18 protein-coding genes are annotated in these 16,294 nt (G+C 54.0%); 6 read left to right on the top strand and 12 right to left on the bottom strand.

The window, feature by feature from the left end; translation table 11 throughout:
* Window positions 1-203 precede the first annotated feature (203 nt).
* Together ACT3RW_RS01510 and ACT3RW_RS01505 are read left to right on the top strand one after the other, a co-directional pair.
* Window positions 204-1,247 (top strand): LLM class flavin-dependent oxidoreductase, encoded by a 1,044-nt coding sequence (locus ACT3RW_RS01510; RefSeq protein ID WP_444612586.1) that lies wholly within the window; start codon window positions 204-206, stop codon window positions 1,245-1,247.
* Window positions 1,234-1,938, top strand: coding sequence for an NADPH-dependent F420 reductase (locus ACT3RW_RS01505; RefSeq protein ID WP_444612585.1), 705 nt, complete (start codon window positions 1,234-1,236; stop codon window positions 1,936-1,938). Before ACT3RW_RS01510 ends, ACT3RW_RS01505 begins: the two co-directional genes overlap by 14 nt.
* 51 nt (window positions 1,939-1,989) lie before the next feature.
* On the opposite strand, the gene ACT3RW_RS01500 is transcribed toward ACT3RW_RS01505, so the two are convergent.
* The 3 genes from ACT3RW_RS01500 to ACT3RW_RS01490 form a co-directional block, all read right to left on the bottom strand.
* Window positions 1,990-2,619 (bottom strand): cysteine hydrolase family protein, encoded by a 630-nt coding sequence (locus ACT3RW_RS01500; protein WP_444612584.1) that lies wholly within the window; start codon window positions 2,617-2,619, stop codon window positions 1,990-1,992.
* A gap of 143 nt (window positions 2,620-2,762) precedes the next feature.
* A complete protein-coding gene (locus ACT3RW_RS01495; protein WP_444612583.1) occupies window positions 2,763-3,038 on the bottom strand; it encodes a hypothetical protein in 276 nt (91 codons plus the stop codon).
* A gap of 117 nt (window positions 3,039-3,155) precedes the next feature.
* Window positions 3,156-3,752, bottom strand: coding sequence for an MsnO8 family LLM class oxidoreductase (locus ACT3RW_RS01490; protein WP_444612582.1), 597 nt, complete (start codon window positions 3,750-3,752; stop codon window positions 3,156-3,158).
* 81 nt (window positions 3,753-3,833) lie between these two features.
* Here ACT3RW_RS01490 and ACT3RW_RS01485 point away from each other — a divergent pair, with 81 nt between their 5' ends.
* Window positions 3,834-4,418, top strand: a complete 585-nt coding sequence (locus ACT3RW_RS01485) for a CGNR zinc finger domain-containing protein (protein ID WP_131090555.1) — start codon at window positions 3,834-3,836, stop codon at window positions 4,416-4,418.
* A gap of 19 nt (window positions 4,419-4,437) precedes the next feature.
* On the opposite strand, the gene ACT3RW_RS01480 is transcribed toward ACT3RW_RS01485, so the two are convergent.
* Window positions 4,438-5,820 (bottom strand): FAD-dependent oxidoreductase, encoded by a 1,383-nt coding sequence (locus tag ACT3RW_RS01480; RefSeq protein ID WP_444612581.1) that lies wholly within the window; start codon window positions 5,818-5,820, stop codon window positions 4,438-4,440.
* Between the two features lie 163 nt (window positions 5,821-5,983).
* Window positions 5,984-6,331, bottom strand: a complete 348-nt coding sequence (locus ACT3RW_RS01475; RefSeq protein ID WP_444612580.1) for a zinc ribbon domain-containing protein YjdM — start codon at window positions 6,329-6,331, stop codon at window positions 5,984-5,986.
* Between the two features lie 211 nt (window positions 6,332-6,542).
* Here ACT3RW_RS01475 and ACT3RW_RS01470 point away from each other — a divergent pair, with 211 nt between their 5' ends.
* Window positions 6,543-7,745, top strand: a complete 1,203-nt coding sequence (locus ACT3RW_RS01470; protein WP_444612579.1) for a siderophore-interacting protein — start codon at window positions 6,543-6,545, stop codon at window positions 7,743-7,745.
* Between the two features lie 151 nt (window positions 7,746-7,896).
* Here ACT3RW_RS01470 and ACT3RW_RS01465 read toward each other — a convergent pair whose 3' ends face one another.
* On the bottom strand, window positions 7,897-8,220 hold the full coding sequence (locus ACT3RW_RS01465; protein WP_444612578.1) for a hypothetical protein: 324 nt from the start codon (window positions 8,218-8,220) through the stop codon (window positions 7,897-7,899).
* Window positions 8,221-8,562: 342 nt separating this feature from the next.
* On the opposite strand from ACT3RW_RS01465, the gene ACT3RW_RS01460 reads away from it, so the two are divergent.
* Window positions 8,563-9,270, top strand: coding sequence for an HNH endonuclease family protein (locus ACT3RW_RS01460; protein ID WP_444612577.1), 708 nt, complete (start codon window positions 8,563-8,565; stop codon window positions 9,268-9,270).
* Between the two features lie 60 nt (window positions 9,271-9,330).
* On the opposite strand, the gene ACT3RW_RS01455 is transcribed toward ACT3RW_RS01460, so the two are convergent.
* Window positions 9,331-9,615, bottom strand: coding sequence for a hypothetical protein (locus tag ACT3RW_RS01455; RefSeq protein WP_444612576.1), 285 nt, complete (start codon window positions 9,613-9,615; stop codon window positions 9,331-9,333).
* A gap of 208 nt (window positions 9,616-9,823) precedes the next feature.
* On the opposite strand from ACT3RW_RS01455, the gene ACT3RW_RS01450 reads away from it, so the two are divergent.
* Window positions 9,824-12,178 carry a 5'-nucleotidase C-terminal domain-containing protein gene (locus ACT3RW_RS01450; protein WP_444612575.1) on the top strand — a complete coding sequence of 785 codons (2,355 nt, stop codon included), beginning with the start codon at window positions 9,824-9,826 and terminating at the stop codon, window positions 12,176-12,178.
* 73 nt (window positions 12,179-12,251) lie between these two features.
* On the opposite strand, the gene ACT3RW_RS01445 is transcribed toward ACT3RW_RS01450, so the two are convergent.
* The 5 genes from ACT3RW_RS01445 to ACT3RW_RS01425 form a co-directional block, all read right to left on the bottom strand.
* Window positions 12,252-12,575, bottom strand: coding sequence for a putative quinol monooxygenase (locus ACT3RW_RS01445; RefSeq protein WP_131090562.1), 324 nt, complete (start codon window positions 12,573-12,575; stop codon window positions 12,252-12,254).
* A 4-nt stretch (window positions 12,576-12,579) separates the two neighbouring features.
* Complete coding sequence (locus ACT3RW_RS01440) at window positions 12,580-12,999, bottom strand: MmcQ/YjbR family DNA-binding protein (protein WP_131090563.1); 420 nt, start codon at window positions 12,997-12,999, stop codon at window positions 12,580-12,582.
* An 11-nt stretch (window positions 13,000-13,010) separates the two neighbouring features.
* Window positions 13,011-13,427, bottom strand: a complete 417-nt coding sequence (locus ACT3RW_RS01435; protein WP_444612574.1) for a CoA-binding protein — start codon at window positions 13,425-13,427, stop codon at window positions 13,011-13,013.
* 108 nt (window positions 13,428-13,535) lie between these two features.
* On the bottom strand, window positions 13,536-14,954 hold the full coding sequence (locus ACT3RW_RS01430) for an NtaA/DmoA family FMN-dependent monooxygenase (protein WP_444612573.1): 1,419 nt from the start codon (window positions 14,952-14,954) through the stop codon (window positions 13,536-13,538).
* Window positions 14,955-14,956: 2 nt separating this feature from the next.
* A complete protein-coding gene (locus ACT3RW_RS01425; protein WP_131090566.1) occupies window positions 14,957-16,174 on the bottom strand; it encodes an acyl-CoA dehydrogenase family protein in 1,218 nt (405 codons plus the stop codon).
* Window positions 16,175-16,294 lie beyond the last annotated feature (120 nt).

Here is a 16,294-nt window from a genome sequence, read left to right as displayed (position 1 = left end):
GAAGCCTGATTGGCCCGCCTCCCTTTTCTGGGAGGCGGGCCAATTGCTTTGATGGCCCATGGCTGGGACCCCGCCTACCCGTCAGCCGCACACGACGCCCAGACGCGCGCCTTTCCGCAGTACATTATTTATATAGTTGACACGTCAACAATATTGAGTCATGATTGATGCATCAACTGAATTCGTGGGACGAGGAGCGGGTCATGGACGGCATCGAAAATATCGAATTCGGCATCGACACCTTTGGTGATGTACCTAGCGGAGCCAATGGCCAGATACTAACTCAAGCGCAAGCCATTCGTGCCACCGTCCAAGAAGCCATGGTTGCTGATCAGGCAGGCGTTGACGTCATCGCTGTTGGTGAGCACCACCGACCTGAGTACGCTATTTCCAGCCCGGAAACCGTACTGGCTGGCATTGCCACCGCAACGGAAAGTATTCGCCTCTCCTCCGGCGTTACCGTCCTATCCTCTGATGATCCGGTGCGCGTTTTCCAACGTTTCTCCACCGTAGATGCGCTATCCAACGGACGCGCTGAGGTCATGCTGGGGCGCGGCTCATTCACTGAGTCTTTCCCACTCTTTGGGCACGATATGGCCGACTATGAAATCCTCTTTGATGAGAAAATCGACCTCTTCCACAAGCTGCTCGACGAGAGGCCTGTTACCTGGCAAGGCACCAAGCGTCCTTCACTAGCCGACATGGACGTCTTCCCAAAAACTGAATCCGGCCGACTGCGCACCTGGGTAGGCGTCGGGGGTTCCCCACAGTCCGTGATCCGCACGGCGCACTACGGTTTCCGAATGATGCTCGCAGTTATCGGCGGCTCACCGGAACGCTTCGCACCTTATATCGACCTGTACCGCCGCGCCAATGAGCAATTCGGCCACCAATCGACTCCGGCTGGTCTACATTCCCCGGGCTTCGTAGCTGATACCGATGAACTGGCCCGCGAAGCAATGTTTGACGCCTACAAGGAACAGCGCGACCGGATCGGCGCCAGCCGAGGCTGGAGCCCAATGAGCCGCGAAGAATTTGAGCATGAAGCAATCGAAGGCTCGTTGTACATCGGATCGCCTGAAACCGTTGCCCGCAAGATCGCCAACACGGTGAAGTCCCTTGATATCGGACGCTTTGATTTGATCTACTCCGGCGGAGCCGTGGATGCAGGCGCTCGACTTCACGCTGTGGAACTGTACGGAAGCAAGGTCATCCCAATGGTCCGCGAAATGCTTGCCCAAGCATAATCACTTAGCATCACCGACTTTGCAGGAAGGCACGAACATGGAACAGCAAACTATCGGCATTCTAGGTGCAGGAAAGATTGGCACCGCACTGGCTCGGCTAGCCCTCAAGGCCGGCTACAAAGTGCTCATTGCAGGTTCCGGTGACCCCAGCGCCATCGCACTCACCATTCAAATCCTCACGCCAGGTGCAGTAGCCGTTGATGCGCATACCGCGGCTAAAGACGCCGACATTGTGATCTTGGCTCTGCCGCTGGGAAAGTACCAGAGCATTCCGGTACAGCAGGTGGCCGGAAAACTGGTTATCGATGCCATGAACTACTGGTGGGAAACCGACGGTATCCGCGAAGACCTGAACGGACCAGGAGTTTCCACCAGCGAACTGATTCAAGAGTTCTTGCCCGGCGCCCGTGTAGTGAAAGCCTTCAACCACATGGGTTATCACGAGATTGAAGAGGAATCTCGTGCAGCTGGCGTCACTGGGCGCAAGGCCATCGCAGTGGCCGGCGATCTTGAAGCAGATCTGGAAATTGTTGCACGAATTGTGGACGAGTTTGGATTTGATCCACTGCGCATCGGCTCGCTGAGTGAAGGTCAACGATTGCAACCGGGGCAGCCAGCGTTTGGCGCCAACCGGCCAGAGGCGCAACTGGCCGATCTCATTGGATCGGCTCAGTTGGCGACCTCCGCCTAACTAAATCAAACTACGCAGGGCCCTCACTGGCTTTATTAGAGCCAGTGGTGACTACTGTTCGGTGCGCCCTCGGGCTGCTGATTCAATAAGGTTATCCCCGGCTAATGCACTGCCGGATTCAATCGCGCTGACCCATTCGGCGCTCGGTGCCACGGCAGCCCAATTGGAGTTCAAAACAGCCATCAAGGTTTCGTGAACTTGCTTGGCGGGGATTGAACCAGCGGAGTTGACGATATCAATAGCGCCGGTGGCATCGGAGAGCACCTCGACCGCGAATCCCAGTGGTTCGGCGGCAGCGGCCGAACCGATCACGCAGTTGTTGGTCATGTAGCCAACAAGGGTCAATGTGTCGATCTCTCGCTCGCGCAACCAAACTTCAAGTCCGGTGCCTTCAAAGATGCTGGCGAAGTTCTTAGTGATGCGCAGAGCTGCCGATTCAAGCCGGTCATGAATCTGTGGCTGAAGGGCGAAGGTTGAAGATTCAGGAGCGAAAACCGGTGACCCTGCAGGACTCTGGTGCTGGACTACAACAACAGGGGTATCGGCTTGTTGTGCAGCGTCCATTAGCTGCGCAATGGCTGCTACGGACTTCTCACGCTCAGGGTATTGGATCTTGAGCAGGCCTTCAAAATATTCTTGCTGAGCGTCAATGGCGACTAGTGCACGACGTGGTGTGGACATGATGTTCTCCTTTGATTCGGTATAACGGTGGCACCGGTTGGTGCCGTTTTTCAAGACTTGCTGGCGGGCTTGTAGTGCTCTGCCATCAGTTGCACGGTACCTAGCGCGGCGTTCCGCACGTGAGAACCAGTCACTAACATCAGCTAATCGGCGCCAGTTCGCTCTTGCAATTCTTCGAGCCGCCGCGCAACCTGTTGCGATGTTCCTGCGAAGGTACGGTTGGTGTACATCTGAATGATGGCTCGTTCGTTGAGTGTCGCCGAGTAGTCGGCCACCTCTTGAGGGCTCAGCAATTTATAGGATTCGCCCTTAAACATCCGCAGCATAGCCATGGCCCCGGATGCTGCCTGTGCCCCGGCAAATTCGATATCTTCGAAGGCAATGGCACTAAGACTGACCAGGACGTAGGGGTGCTCCAACTGCGCTGATGGAACAAAGTTATCTCTGTAGATACGCAGCGCAGTTTCAATATCAGCGTCACCAAATTGCAGGGCAAACGCATATGGCCGGCCCAGACGCGCAGCTAATTGCGCCGACTAGGGCGAAGAACCCAAGATCCACAGCGGGGTTTGATGCTGCGCTGCCGGCACTTGGTTCTGCTGGTTTTGCCATGGCCCAGGAACGGCGTGCACGGTGCTGTATGGGTGATTCTGTGGAAAGTCGTCGGCCAAGAATCCAATAAGTTCGGCTAGCTGCTCATCAAATGATTGCGCGCTTCCAGTTCCCCGACGAAGCGCTGCTGCTGTTGCGCCATCGGTACCGGGCGCTCGCCCCACCCCAAGGTCTATCCGCCCTGGCGCCAGCGCTTCAAGCATTCCAATCTGTTCAGCAACAATCAACGGTGCATGATTTGGCAGCATGATTCCACCGGCACCGAGCCTGATTTGGCGGGTATCGGCGGCGAGCCTGGCCATCATCAGCGGGGGCGAGGCCACGGATAGTGCGGGCATTGCATGATGTTCCGACATCCAGAATCGGTGGAAGCCCAGTTGATCCGCTGCCTTGGCAAGATCGATGGTGTCACTCAATCCATCTTGAGCTGTTTGCCCGACGCCTGGTCCGCCACCAGTGTGTACAGACAGAGCGAAAGGCGCAGAGCCAAATCGTGGCGCTGGCTGCAAAGCAAATCTCATTTCTCATGTTTATTTTGACTTTTACCGTGATACTCACCCTAACAGGAAATCACGTTAAAACAAGACTGATACCATGAGAGTATGACTCAGATGCCACTTCCCCCGAGCCCCGGTGCGCAGCAACACAGCAGCATCGATCTGGTCAACAGTGAAATCCAGCTACCCGGTAACAAGACATTCGACGCGCTGGCCTCACCAGAATCCACCACTGACTGGCTGATTGACAGAGAACTCGTACCTGAAGATGCGCAGCTTCAGGAGTATTGCCAGAACCGGCTCGTCACCTTGCGCCAGTACGTGCGCCAGGCTTTTTCGGCAAGCACTTCGGGTACACCAATTGATGAAGTGGCGCTGCAAGGAATCAACGCGGCCTTGTTGGCAGCACCAAATACGCCTTTGCTGAAGCAAGAGGGCGGTAAGGGATTTTTCCGCGCGCTGGAACACCCCGCCACGCAGCTAACTGAACATGCGTTAGCCACACTGGCCGAAGATGCGGCTTCCCTGTTGAGTAGCGACGAGGCCACTCAGTTAGCCCAATGCGAATCAGAGCCTTGCACCAGATATTTACTGCGCACCCACGGCCGCCGGCACTGGTGTTCAACCCGCTGTGGCGACCGGGTCCGCGCTGCGCGAGCCTACGCGCGGAAGAAAGAACGGCAAAACTAAGCCCGCTACTCGTTCGAGATTACGAGAGCTGGCCAAGGACCTCGTTCAAGGCCTCAGTGGATGATGGGTGAGTAAAAATCTGATCGCGTAGCGAGCTGGCGGTCATTTTCTGGCGCATGGCTAAAGCCACAAGGTTGATCACTTCTTGGGAATCAACGTGCATTAGCGCTGCACCAAGAATCTGGTCGGTGTGCGCATCAACGACAAACTTGATCACACCTCGCGGGTCACCGACTATTTTTGGCCGTGGCATGGCGGCAATCTCTGCGACTTTCTTCACCGCAATCTTGATCCCTAAGCCCTGCTCGATAGCTGCAGCTTCACTTAGCCCAACCCTCGACAATGGTGGCGTAGTGAAGATGGTATAGGGAACAGCCACGCGATCTTCGGTGCTACGCGAACCATCACCTAAGAGGTGATTGGCCAGAACTCGATGATCATCCAGTGATACATAGGTGAATTGCGGGCCACCGTTCACGTCACCCAGAGCATAAATTCCCTCGGCGCTCGTGGCCAAGAATTTATCTACGACGATTTCCCCTCGCTCACCGACTTTTACTCCGGCAGCTTCAAGACCCAGATGACTGGTGTTTGGGGTTCGGCCTAAGGCAATTAATACTGCGTCAGCTTCAAGTTGCTGCGCTTGCCCGTCGAGTTCAAAACTGACCGTTGCGCTGGATTGATCCTGGCTAATCTTAGTGACTTGAGCAGAGCTGATGATAGAAACTCCAGCGTCAACTAATGATGACTGAACCTCGCTGGCGATGTCCTGATCTTCTTTGGACAGCGCACGCTCACCACGATCCAAGACGGTAACTTTAGCGCCAAACTGCGCAAACATTGACGCGAATTCAATGCCGACATAACCGCCACCCACAACAATCAGGGACTTTGGCATCTCCGCATGCTGTAACGTCGTGGAGTCATGGACGCGGCCACGAATTTCGACTCCCTCAATTTTTGGTTGGGCAGGAACCGAACCGGTGTTGATGATGATCCGCCGCGCACTCAATTCCAGCTCTTCAGTTTCGGTACTGACCTTTATGGTTCGAGGTCCACTGAAGGTAGCGTGCCCGGTGAGGACCAAGACCGACTCAAGATCATCAAGCATCGAGAAGTTCTTGGCGCGCATCATCGAGGTCAGCTTGTCTCGGCGTTGCACCGCGGCTTCAAAGCGTTGCGGATCAAAATCAGAACCGTGGGCTTGCTCGGCTTCATGAATCAAGATCTTGGTGGGCACACACCCAATGTTGATGCATGTTCCGCCATACATTTGGGCCGACTGTTCAACCATCGCCACTCGTTCACCCGAGCGAGCTAGCGTGCCAGCCAGCGTTTTGCCACCTTTGCCCCAACCAATAACGATGGTGTCGAGCATGCCTGCCGTGTTTTCTGCGCTCACAATAAACCCTTTGCTGGTGCTTTTGCCTTCTAGCTAGAGTCTTACGCTAAATTGGCGTTAGAGTCAATCGCCATTAAATTCCCACAATTTTTGTCAGGTTAAAAACTGAGGCGGCCAGCTTCCTCGAAGGAAAGCTGACCGCCAGTATCACCGTGGTGAAGTATTAGATCTTCTTCACGATGGAAGACTTGAGTTCCATGTGGCCGAAGCCGTCCACCTTTGCGGCGATATCGTGATCGCCGGAGCCTGGCTCTAGGCGAATGTTGCGGACCTTAGTGCCGGCTTTCAGTGCACTCTGGGCGCCCTTGACCTTCATGGTCTTGGTAATGCTGACAGTGTCACCATCCTGCAGAACGTTGCCCACTGCGTCCTTAATGACGGTCTCGGTTGGTTCCGATTCCTCGGTTTCAGCGCTCCATTCATGTGCGCATTCAGGGCAAACCAGCAACGCATCAAGTTCGTAGGTGTACTCGCTGGAGCACTTTGGGCACGGAGGCAACGAATCAGACATGGGGCTAATTTTAGTTACTCAGAACTCCTATTGTCGAATGAATCGAATATCGAATACCGTTGCCAGCTTCGACCCTCAATTCATGTCCTCAGCACGGCTACCCAAAGATGACATCTAGGTATAAGAACACTTGTTTTGTTTCCTCAATCTCGCTCATACTCAGCCTTAGGAGCCAAATACTGCGACAGCACTTTGAGGGGGCAGCGCACCAATGTCTAAACACTACAAGCATCGCGGGCACCACGTTTCAAGCGCGATCCCCGCAGGTGAGCGACTGACCTTAGAAGTATTGGCCATCGCCGAAAAAGCTGGGGCCAAGGCTGGATATGCGGTGGCAAAAGAAGAGCTCTACCGCAGCATTGGTAACAACAACGAGATCCTCAACGAACAAGAGACCGAAGAGTTGCTGGCAGCAGCTCAGCGCGCCGGATCAGCAGCTGCGCTGCTCGCCGCCCGTAAGGTGATCGACAAAACGCTTCGAAGTTCTTTCCGTTCAAACGCTGAGCCACAGCTGTCCGCTGATCCTGAAACTGTTGCTACTCAAGTTTCTCCAAAGAACTATGAAGAACCTCTGGCCCAGTACTCCCCGTCGCTCGGAAACTTCCAGGCACCTCGCAAAAAAGTTGAGCAACATGTCCTGACCATCACGCGGATAGAACAGCTCTCTGCCAATATGGTTCGCATCATTGGTGCCGCCCCAGACTTAGCTGGCTTTCGTTCCAACTCGGCGTTAGACCAATACGTCAAGGTCTATGTAGCCGACCCTGAACTTGGCTTAGTACCGCCCTATGACATCCATGCCTTGCGTCACCGACTGCCGCGCGAACAGGTACCCCGCTCAAAGTCTTATACGATCCGTTGGGTCGACACCGCGCTCAACGAGCTCTCCATAGATTTTGTAGTTCATGGAGATCCAGGGACGGTTGGGCATTGGGCAGCACATGCAAAGCCGGGAGAACCATTAGTTATTTCTCCAGCTCGCAGCAAGTCCTCCCCTTCGCTGGATGCTCAATACTATGTGCTTGCTGCCGATGAAGCGGGGTTGCCTGCGATTGCCAAAGTTCTAGAAGCCCTACCGGCACAGGCACAAGGGGTGGCACTGCTCGAAGTTGCCGAGGCAACTTCAATGTTTGACGTGAAACATCCCGAAGGGGTTGTTTTAAGCTGGCTTCCGCGGAATCAAGATCCAGCCGGGCGCAGTCACGTTATCGCCGAAGCGCTACGCACTTTGCCGTTACCAACGGCACCAATCGGGGTAATCGCTCACGCCGAGCGTTCAACGGTCAAGGCCATTAACCACATCACCAAGTACGGGAATCTAGATAAACGAGCAACGCATATCTCTTCATACTGGACCCTTCGCGAAGGCAGGCTAGGAGTCAATCTCCCGAGGCACTCGACCCAGCTATTCTGAGGACCGATTTAGTCGTAAAATGCTATCTCGTAGAATCCGCGCGTCTCCGGGCTAGGTTGTTCTATGATCGTTACTTCAGGGCCGGCCGGGACATCAAATTCCATGCTAAGCTCATCGGCCGGGATTGCGCATTGCGCGGTATCTTCAGCGATCATTTCCTGACCCACCTGCACTTGAAGTTGAACCGCTCCGGTGCCTTGGCAGGCATACCTGAGAAGATTTTTGTCCCGGATTGAACTCGATAGATCAAAGTCTCCGGCAGCGCTTCACCCTCGTCGCTAAACCGAAATGTGTTTACCGATGACGCCACCGAGTGGTCACCGTTGACTGCCATGAATTCGCCACCCTGATCATTTTCGATATTCAGCAAACCATTGTCCGCTAGAATCGTGTGGCCAAAATTGGCCATTGGCGGAAACCATGACGGGTCAAGCCCGGACGATTGTTCTTGCGTGGTCTCTTCAACAACGGACACGGTCGGTTCTTGCGAAGGTTTCAGCTTCGAGACCGGAGTGGTGCACGAGGTGAGAGCACAAACAAGCACAACAGCCACTGGCACAATCCGCTTCATATATTCTCCGAGTCACCACACTGCAAAACTTTCTTTGACCCTATGCCACGACGCCAAGTTAAACAACGGATATTGGCGCACGTAGAGAGCAAGTAATTCGCAGTCAACGGATACTTCACCACAAATTTCCCATAGATCTCACACTGAAACACGTCGCGCAGCCGTCTAAATGGTCCGCTGCGATCCATATAGTTTTCTAGGGGGGCTCTCCCCTACTTTTCGTCGCCCTAGGAGTCGTACCACCGCATGCGTTTGCTGCGCCGCACCATTGCTTTTGCCCTCATCGCTTCATCTATGGTCATGAGCGGTTGCTCAACCTTGGATTCCATCGATCTTTACACAACGCCGGATGCTCAGGCGGCCCCTTCACAAGATTCTGCCAAGCAACGTGCCGGCTACGCTGACTCCCTGGATCTGTTGGCGAACATTGACATTAAGGGCCGTGCGCCAAAGACCGGGTACGAGCGAGAAAAATTCAGTAATGGTTGGAAAGATCCGGATCACAACGGATGTGATGCCCGCAATGACATTCTGACCCGCGATCTGGAAAACGTGAAGTACAAATCAGCGTCAAGGCCTTGCGTAGTGCTCAGCGGAATCTTTCACGATCCGTATACCAATACAACTATCAAGTTTGTTCGCGGTCAGAACACCAGCACTGCAGTTCAGATTGATCACGTTGTTCCCCTATCCGATGCCTGGCAAAAGGGTGCACAGCGCTGGAGTGAAAAAGCACGCTTCGAATTTGCCAACGATCCGCTAAACCTCATGGCTTCGGACGGACCGACCAACGGATCCAAGAGCGACAAGGACGCAGCTTCCTGGCTCCCGCCCAACAAAAGCTTCCGCTGCGAATACGTCTCACGCCAGACACAGGTCAAAGCCAAGTACGGCGCGTGGATGACAAAGGCAGAACACGACACCATTGAGCGCATTCTAAAATCCTGCGTGTAATTAATGGCTATCGACCCATTGTGCAGACACAGAACTTGGCTATGCGGAGAAATATCCTCCTTAAGACCTATAGTCAACCTGATCGATTTGTGGCATCATGGTGTTTATCAAGCTAATGGTCATTATGTTTTGTGACTGCCAGTAAAATTCTCTGCTGCTAAGGCGAACAATGAAGACTAAGTTGTCAGCTGCCCTTCTGCTGCTAGCAAGCGTCTGCCTTTTTGCGTTTGCCTTGAATACTTCCCATCGCGATGCAGCCATGGGTTGCTGGGTGCTTTCAACAATATTCTTCATTGCTGCAGCGATGCTGCTGTTGGGAATTATCTTGGGTTCTTCTGCGGTCACGTCCCCGGAACCACGAAAAAAACGTCGCCGCTAGAGCCCCAAATTCATTTCGAAGCAATACGTCAGCCCACCGCTGGTGTATTGCTTTGACTATTTAATCGCCAGAAGTCGTAGTCCTTCACGGCAATTTAACACCGAGGCATCGACAGGTTCATATAGATGGGATAGATATGTAAGTAGTCACACTCGTCACTCTTTAGGAGCATCTATGTCTGCATTCAAGCAGATGAGAAAACTCAGTCTCGCATCATTGGCAACACTTTCGCTCGTAGCTACCGGCACCGCTCTTGCGCAGGCAGCTTCCACCGAGGAGCCAACCAAAAGCTCAGCCTCAACCGCAGCAGCAGATCCGGTGACCTTGGACCTTGTGGGAATCAACGACTTCCACGGCCGGATTGCAGCCGATAGGGATTCCGCCGGCGCCGCTGTTTTGGCCGGAGCAGTTACCCAGCTTCGAAGCGAAAACGAAAACACACTTTTCCTCTCCGCTGGTGACAATATTGGAGCTTCGACCTTCGCCTCCGCATCCCAGCAGGATGCTCCTACAATCGACGCATTGGGTGCAGCTGGCCTGGACGTATCGGTAGTTGGTAACCACGAGTTCGATAAGGGCTACGAGGACCTCAAAGGACGGGTAGTTGACAGGTTCGCCAAAGCAACGGGAAAGCCAGGTGCGGACTTCGCGCTAGGCGCCAACGTCTACAAGGCCGGCACCAAAACTCCAGCTCTGAAAGAGTACGCAATCCGTGAAGTGGGCGGGCTATCCGTTGGCTTCATCGGCACAGCAACCGAAGACATTCCGTCCTTGGTTTCACCTAGCGGCATCTCAAGCTTGAGCATCGGAAGCGAACTTGAGGCAGCCAACCGTGTTGCTACCCAGCTCAGCGACGGCGACAACGCCAACGGCGAAGCCGACGTGATTGTGTTGTTAACCCACAATGGTTCAGCCAATGCCGAATGCCCAAGCATCGCGGCCGAAGACACTGCGTACGGAGATCTACTGCGCAAAGCCAGCGGCAAGATCGATGCGATCTTCTCCGGGCACACTCACAGCTCCTATGACTGCTCCATTGCTGGCCCTTCCGGCGAGCGACCAGTGATTCAATCGCACCAGTACGGTTCCACTCTGGGCAAGGTCAGCCTCGATGTTGATCCTGCTACCGGTGAGGTTTTGAAGTCCAGCAGCGAACGTCTTCCGCTGGCCACTGAAGATTCCGAGGGAAACTGGACGGCAAACTACGCGGCGGATCCAGCTGTGGCGAAGATTGTGAAGGACGCCGAAGACCAAGCTGAAGTTGTTGGCAGCAAGAAGGTCGGCGCAATTTCGGAAGATATCTTGCGTGGTGGGCAGACCCCAGGCTCAGACCGCGGCGTTGAATCTACCTTAGGCAACACCGTGGCAGATATTCACCTCTGGGCCACTTCCAATGAAGACTTCGCTGGCAAGCCAGCTCAGATTGCCTTTATGAACGCCGGCGGTCTTCGTGCTGATCTGCTGTATGGCAAGGACGGAACCGTCACCTATCAGGGCGCCGCAGAGGTCCAGCCTTTCGCTAATACCCTTGTGACTTTTAACCTCACGGGAGCTCAGATCCGTGAAGCCTTAGAACAGCAGTGGCAGCCTGAGGGCTCTGAACGTAACAAGCTGCAGCTGGGTATTTCTGAAGGTCTGGCTTACACCTACGTTGAGGATGCCCCAGCAGGCAAACACATCAAGAAGATCACCTTTAACGGCAAGCCGCTGGATGAGTCGGAGACCTTCCGCGTAGCCGCCAATGCTTTCTTGGCTGGCGGTGGCGATAACTTCTTGGCCTTCGCTGAGGGCACCAACCATTCTGATTCTGGTCAGGTTGACCTTGATGCCACCGTGAACTTCTTCAAGGCTCACGATGTAGTCTCGCCATCTCCACTAGGCCGTGCAGCATTGGCTGGCACCGACTGGGCCAAGGTTGCGCTTGCGCCAACTGAAGCAACCGCTGGTGAAAACGTTACGGTGACGGTCACCGGTTTGGAAGAAAACGCGCAAATCTCGGCTTCTGCTTTTGATGGCGCCGTTGAGGTTGCTGGCATCCCGGCTGCGGATGCATCCGGAACCACCAAGTTCCAGCTTCCAGTCAAAAGCTCTGTAGCCCCTGGCGACTACCAGCTGATTGTTTCGCAGGTACAGCATGAAGACATTACAACTGACTTCTCGGTCGTTGCAGCGCCAGTACAGCCGACCCCGTCGGCTTCGCCGTCAGCTACGCCTTCGCCGTCCGAAGATGTAACTGAAACACCGGAACCTTCCGAATCTGATTCTTCAGATGATCCATCCTCACCATCTGAGGATGACTCTGATTCTCCGGAGCCGACTAATAGCTCAGCGCCAACCAGCGACTCATCTTCCCCGTCAGAGGACGATTCGAAGGATAACTCCTCGGATGATTCTCAGCAGCAGGACACCGAGGATTTGGCCGATACCGGTTTCACCGCTGGCTGGATTGGCATCGTTGCAGGAGTCATTGTCTTGGCAGGCATCATCTTGCTACTGATCCGCCGCTTCGGCAACAAGGCCGGACGCTAGAAACAGCCGGACATGAACGAAGGGACGTAGCCACGAATTATCTCGTGGTTACGTCCCTTCACTGTTTGGGAAATTAGTCGATGACCAATTCGCCCATGGAATCCCAATCGTCGCCTTCAACCTTGCGCGAGATGATCTTTGGAGTAGAAACTAGCAGCGGACGCATGGACTCGATGCCAGCTGCGAAGTGTGCGGAATTTACGTGGGCAGAAGCTGCCTCGTCATCACGGAAGGCTTCAACAAGAACGAACTCGTTGGGATCCTCCACGCTCACGGACCAATCGAACCAGAGGTTACCTTCTTCGGCGCGGGTGGCCTTGGTGAACTCTGCAACGTGATCCATGAAGTTCTCGGTGTTTTCTGGCTTTACCTGATATTTAACAACGATGAAGTACATGCCTCTAGTATAGGGCTCCGTGGCTAATGGTGTCTTGCAAACGAATGTATTCTTTATCCCTCACCGACATGCCCTCGACCACAAGATCATAGCTATCTTCAATGAGTTCTCGCATCAGTTCAAGGTCTAAACCAGATCTGACGGTATTCCAATGCTTTTTGTTCATATGGTAGCCAGGCGTGATTTCCGGGTGCTCGCTGCGTTGCTGATCTGACAACGCTGGCTCGCATTTGAGGTTCAACGCTGGCTCACCTTGCAGGCTTATCACCATCGCGAACATTTTTGCCTTGCTCGTGTCCCGCCCCGAAACTTTAAAGACGGTGTATTCGGGACCGAAAGGATAATCAGCGAAGGAACAAGGCAGGCTCAAACACAGCTTCGCCCATGCTTGTTCGAGTACTTCTTGGCTTTTATCGTTTGTCATTCTCGCCTCGACTACTGAAACGGGTACTCAATTTTGGGGCAGGTATTCATGACAACATCGAGCCCAGCACGCTTGGCACGTTGGGCAGCGTCTTGATCAATGACACCTAGCTGCATCCAAATAGCTTTGGCCCCGATCTCAATTGCCTGGTCGACGATATCGCCAACTTTTGACGAGTTTACAAAGCAGTCAACAACATCAACAGGTCCTGGAATGTCGGCAAGCTTTGAATACCCTTGCTCCCCCATCACATCCTGAGCATCTAGTGAAACCGGGATGATTTGCATAGACAGTTCATCACGCAGGAATCGTGCAATGGACGGAGCTACTCGGGTGGGATTGTTGGTGAGTCCAACTACTGCCCACCTGCCCGGGGTACTCAAGAGCCGACGAATCACCGCGGGATCATTTACGTGACTATTGTGCATACGCGCCACATTACTCGCTCCACCTGCGACACTGCATAGTTTGATAATCCTCAGTTGGTCAGCAGCGATCCTTGACCTGAGACTGCTGACCTCACTGACGTGATCCTTCTACTTCTGCAGTTGGACGCCTGCCTCGGTATCTGCTGCGCTCAGCGAGGAAAATGCTCCCCGATACTGCGCCGCAGGATGGTTCTGTGGCAGGTAGTCTCCTCGTCCAAAGATTTTTTGTCGCAGGCTACCCTGCTCATATTCGCTTTGTGCCAGACCTCGTCGGCGCAACTCAGGGATAAGTCCTTCAATGAAGTTGTCGTAGGAGCCAGGCAGCACATGGTTCATGATATTCAAGCCGTCAATTCCTGCATCCTGCCAGCGTTCAAGCTCATCAGCGATACTTTCTGGGGTACCCACGATTTGCTGCGCCTTGGCCCGGTAATGGGCCAAGTCCTTCAGCGTAGGATTGCCGCCCGGGACAGAAGCTTTGATCGCTTCAAGTACGCCTTGGGCACCCTGGGTCTGAATGTCTCCCAATGGGGTGTCCAGATCCAACCCGCCTAGATCTACTCCCAGACCGCCACCAATGTGCGCGACAATCGCATCTAGATCCAAGTACTCGTCGTATTCGGCTTCCAAGGCTTTGGCTTCAGCCTCGGTGGATCCAACAACAAAGGACAACCCTGCGAAGACTTTGATGTCTTCTCGCTGGCGTCCTGCAGCAACGAGATTTTCAGTTAGCTGAGCGTTTTTCTTTGCAACATATTCTGCGTGCGGTGCGAAGAGGAAGGTTGCTTCTGCGTGCGTTGCTGCGAACTGCGAACCGCGCGCTGATGATCCAGCTTGGAAGAGGAACGGCGTGCGTTGTGCGCTGGGCAAAGCAAGATGTGGGCCATCAATTTGGTAGTAGTCCCCACGGTGATTGATCTTGTTGACCTTGGACGGATCAGCATAGATTCCGTTGACCTTGTCGGCCAGCAACGCGTCCTCTTCCCAAGACCCCTCCCACAGCTTGTAGGCAGCTTCCACATACTCTTCAGCCCACCCGTAGCGGTCATCGTGAGCTACGAGGTCCTTGCCACCAAAGTTGCGGTGTGCATTTTCTAGAACGCTGGTCACGATATTCCACGCAACGCGGCCCTGCGAGAGGTGGTCAAGGGTTGAAATCTGTCGGGCAAATTGGAAAGGGTGACTCTGAATGACAGAACTGGTCATGGCCAAACCAATATCCTTGGTGCTTGTTGCCAAGGCAGAGAGCAGTACCAGCGGATCATGGCTAGGAACCTGTAGGCCCTTGCGTACGTGGGATGCCCAACCACCCTCATGATCTCCATAAAGGCCCACAACATCGGCAAAGAACAACGCATCAAATTTGGCGTCTTCCAGCTTCTTTGCCAAATCCACCCACAAATTCAGTTCATTAAAACGGTGCTGCTGCGCTTCTGGGTGACGCCACATGCCACCAAGAATGTGGCTTGAGGTATTCATTAGGAATGCTGAGAGCAGCAAACGTGGACGTGATTCAAAAGTTCCCATGATTACTTCCCTGCTTTTGCTTCGCCGATAGAGTTCAGGCCATTTGGCACAGTGCCGTTGATGAAATAGTCGCCCACAGAGCGAGCCTTGAAGGCTACCGGGTTGTGGGTCGCAACTGTGCGTGCATTGCGCCAGAAACGATCTAACGATTTAGAGGTCGATACCGCTGACGCGCCGGTGACATCAAAGAGTTCGCTGGTGGCATCCAAAATCAGCTTTGGTGTGGTTACGTGAGCTTGTTGAACTGCCAACTCTGCACGCAGGTACGCAGCATCAGAATCCAAAGCCAGCTGCGGATCTAGGGCCGCGTCTAATTCGCGGGCTGCTGTGGTGACTATGCATTCAGCAGCAAAAACATTCGCCGCCAAGCGTCCAACCAACTCTTGAATCTGCGGATCATCCTTGAACAAAGAACCCGAACCGGTGTTAAAGGTGCGGGTACGCGTAGCTACGATCTGTGCTGCCTCATTGCGGGCGGCCTTACCGATGCCTACAAGTACCGACAGTAGACACAGTTGGAAGAACGCAGGTTCCAGAGTAGATGCGATTTTACGCTGAATAATGTTCTCGGCCTGAACCGGAACATCAGTGAATATGGCAGTACCGGTACCGGTCAATGGCTGGCCAAACCCATCCCAATCATCCAGGATTTCCACCCCGTCAGCGTTCCGGTCAACGATGGCGTACTGACGCCCTTCAACACCTTGCGTACTGGTCATGACCACAACCCAATCAGCAAAAATCGATCCGGTGGTGTAGTACTTTTCACCGCGCAAGACCCAGCCATCAGCGTTCTTCACGAGCTTGGTATTCGTGGTGCCTAATGCGTTGCCGCCACGTTCAGTTGCAGCGTTGCCAAAGATCTGACCATCCAGCACCCGTGGGAACCAACGGTCCTGAAACTTCTCGGGTTGCAATGCGATGGTCTCTACAAAGGCGAAATGGCTGCGCAACAAATGAGCCACATTGGAATCTGCCGTGGCAAGTTCAATCAGCAAACGGAAGAGGTGCTCGTGACTGACTGGTGTGCCACCGTGACTTTCAGGTACGCGCAACGTGGTAAATCCTGCGTCCTTGAGCCACTGCACCTGCTCAAATGGCAGAACACGGTTTTGTTCGCGTTCTCGGCTTCCCTCAGCTATTCGTGCGAAAACTTCACTGAAACGCTTGAGCAGTTCCTGGTAGTGGCTCTCTGTTGTTGCCGCGGCGATTGTCGTCATTGCTTCTCCCTGCAGGACATCGGTATCTAAGTTCAGTATCAAAAAGTAGTGGCCCCACGACGCGGATCAACTATCGTCGTGGGGCCAAGGCCTACTTATTCCAGGTGGCGAAATCTGCTT

Origin of the sequence: Glutamicibacter sp. AOP5-A2-18 (assembly GCF_052446055.1) — a bacterium.
Classification (GTDB): domain Bacteria; phylum Actinomycetota; class Actinomycetes; order Actinomycetales; family Micrococcaceae; genus Glutamicibacter.
This window is presented reverse-complemented; position numbering and strand designations above follow the sequence as displayed.

Bases quoted from the DNA above. Each gene is read 5' to 3' on its own strand.
- ACT3RW_RS01510 (WP_444612586.1), top strand. From the start codon at position 204: ATGGACGGCATCGAAAATATCGAATTCGGCATCGACACCTTTGGTGAT.
- ACT3RW_RS01500 (WP_444612584.1), bottom strand. From the start codon at position 2,619: ATGTCCACACCACGTCGTGCACTAGTCGCCATTGACGCTCAGCAAGAA.
- ACT3RW_RS01490 (WP_444612582.1), bottom strand. From the start codon at position 3,752: ATGAGATTTGCTTTGCAGCCAGCGCCACGATTTGGCTCTGCGCCTTTC.
- ACT3RW_RS01485 (WP_131090555.1), top strand. From the start codon at position 3,834: ATGACTCAGATGCCACTTCCCCCGAGCCCCGGTGCGCAGCAACACAGC.
- ACT3RW_RS01475 (WP_444612580.1), bottom strand. From the start codon at position 6,331: ATGTCTGATTCGTTGCCTCCGTGCCCAAAGTGCTCCAGCGAGTACACC.
- ACT3RW_RS01470 (WP_444612579.1), top strand. From the start codon at position 6,543: ATGTCTAAACACTACAAGCATCGCGGGCACCACGTTTCAAGCGCGATC.
- ACT3RW_RS01460 (WP_444612577.1), top strand. From the start codon at position 8,563: ATGCGTTTGCTGCGCCGCACCATTGCTTTTGCCCTCATCGCTTCATCT.
- ACT3RW_RS01450 (WP_444612575.1), top strand. From the start codon at position 9,824: ATGTCTGCATTCAAGCAGATGAGAAAACTCAGTCTCGCATCATTGGCA.
- ACT3RW_RS01445 (WP_131090562.1), bottom strand. From the start codon at position 12,575: ATGTACTTCATCGTTGTTAAATATCAGGTAAAGCCAGAAAACACCGAG.
- ACT3RW_RS01440 (WP_131090563.1), bottom strand. From the start codon at position 12,999: ATGACAAACGATAAAAGCCAAGAAGTACTCGAACAAGCATGGGCGAAG.
- ACT3RW_RS01435 (WP_444612574.1), bottom strand. From the start codon at position 13,427: ATGCACAATAGTCACGTAAATGATCCCGCGGTGATTCGTCGGCTCTTG.
- ACT3RW_RS01430 (WP_444612573.1), bottom strand. From the start codon at position 14,954: ATGGGAACTTTTGAATCACGTCCACGTTTGCTGCTCTCAGCATTCCTA.
- ACT3RW_RS01425 (WP_131090566.1), bottom strand. From the start codon at position 16,174: ATGACGACAATCGCCGCGGCAACAACAGAGAGCCACTACCAGGAACTG.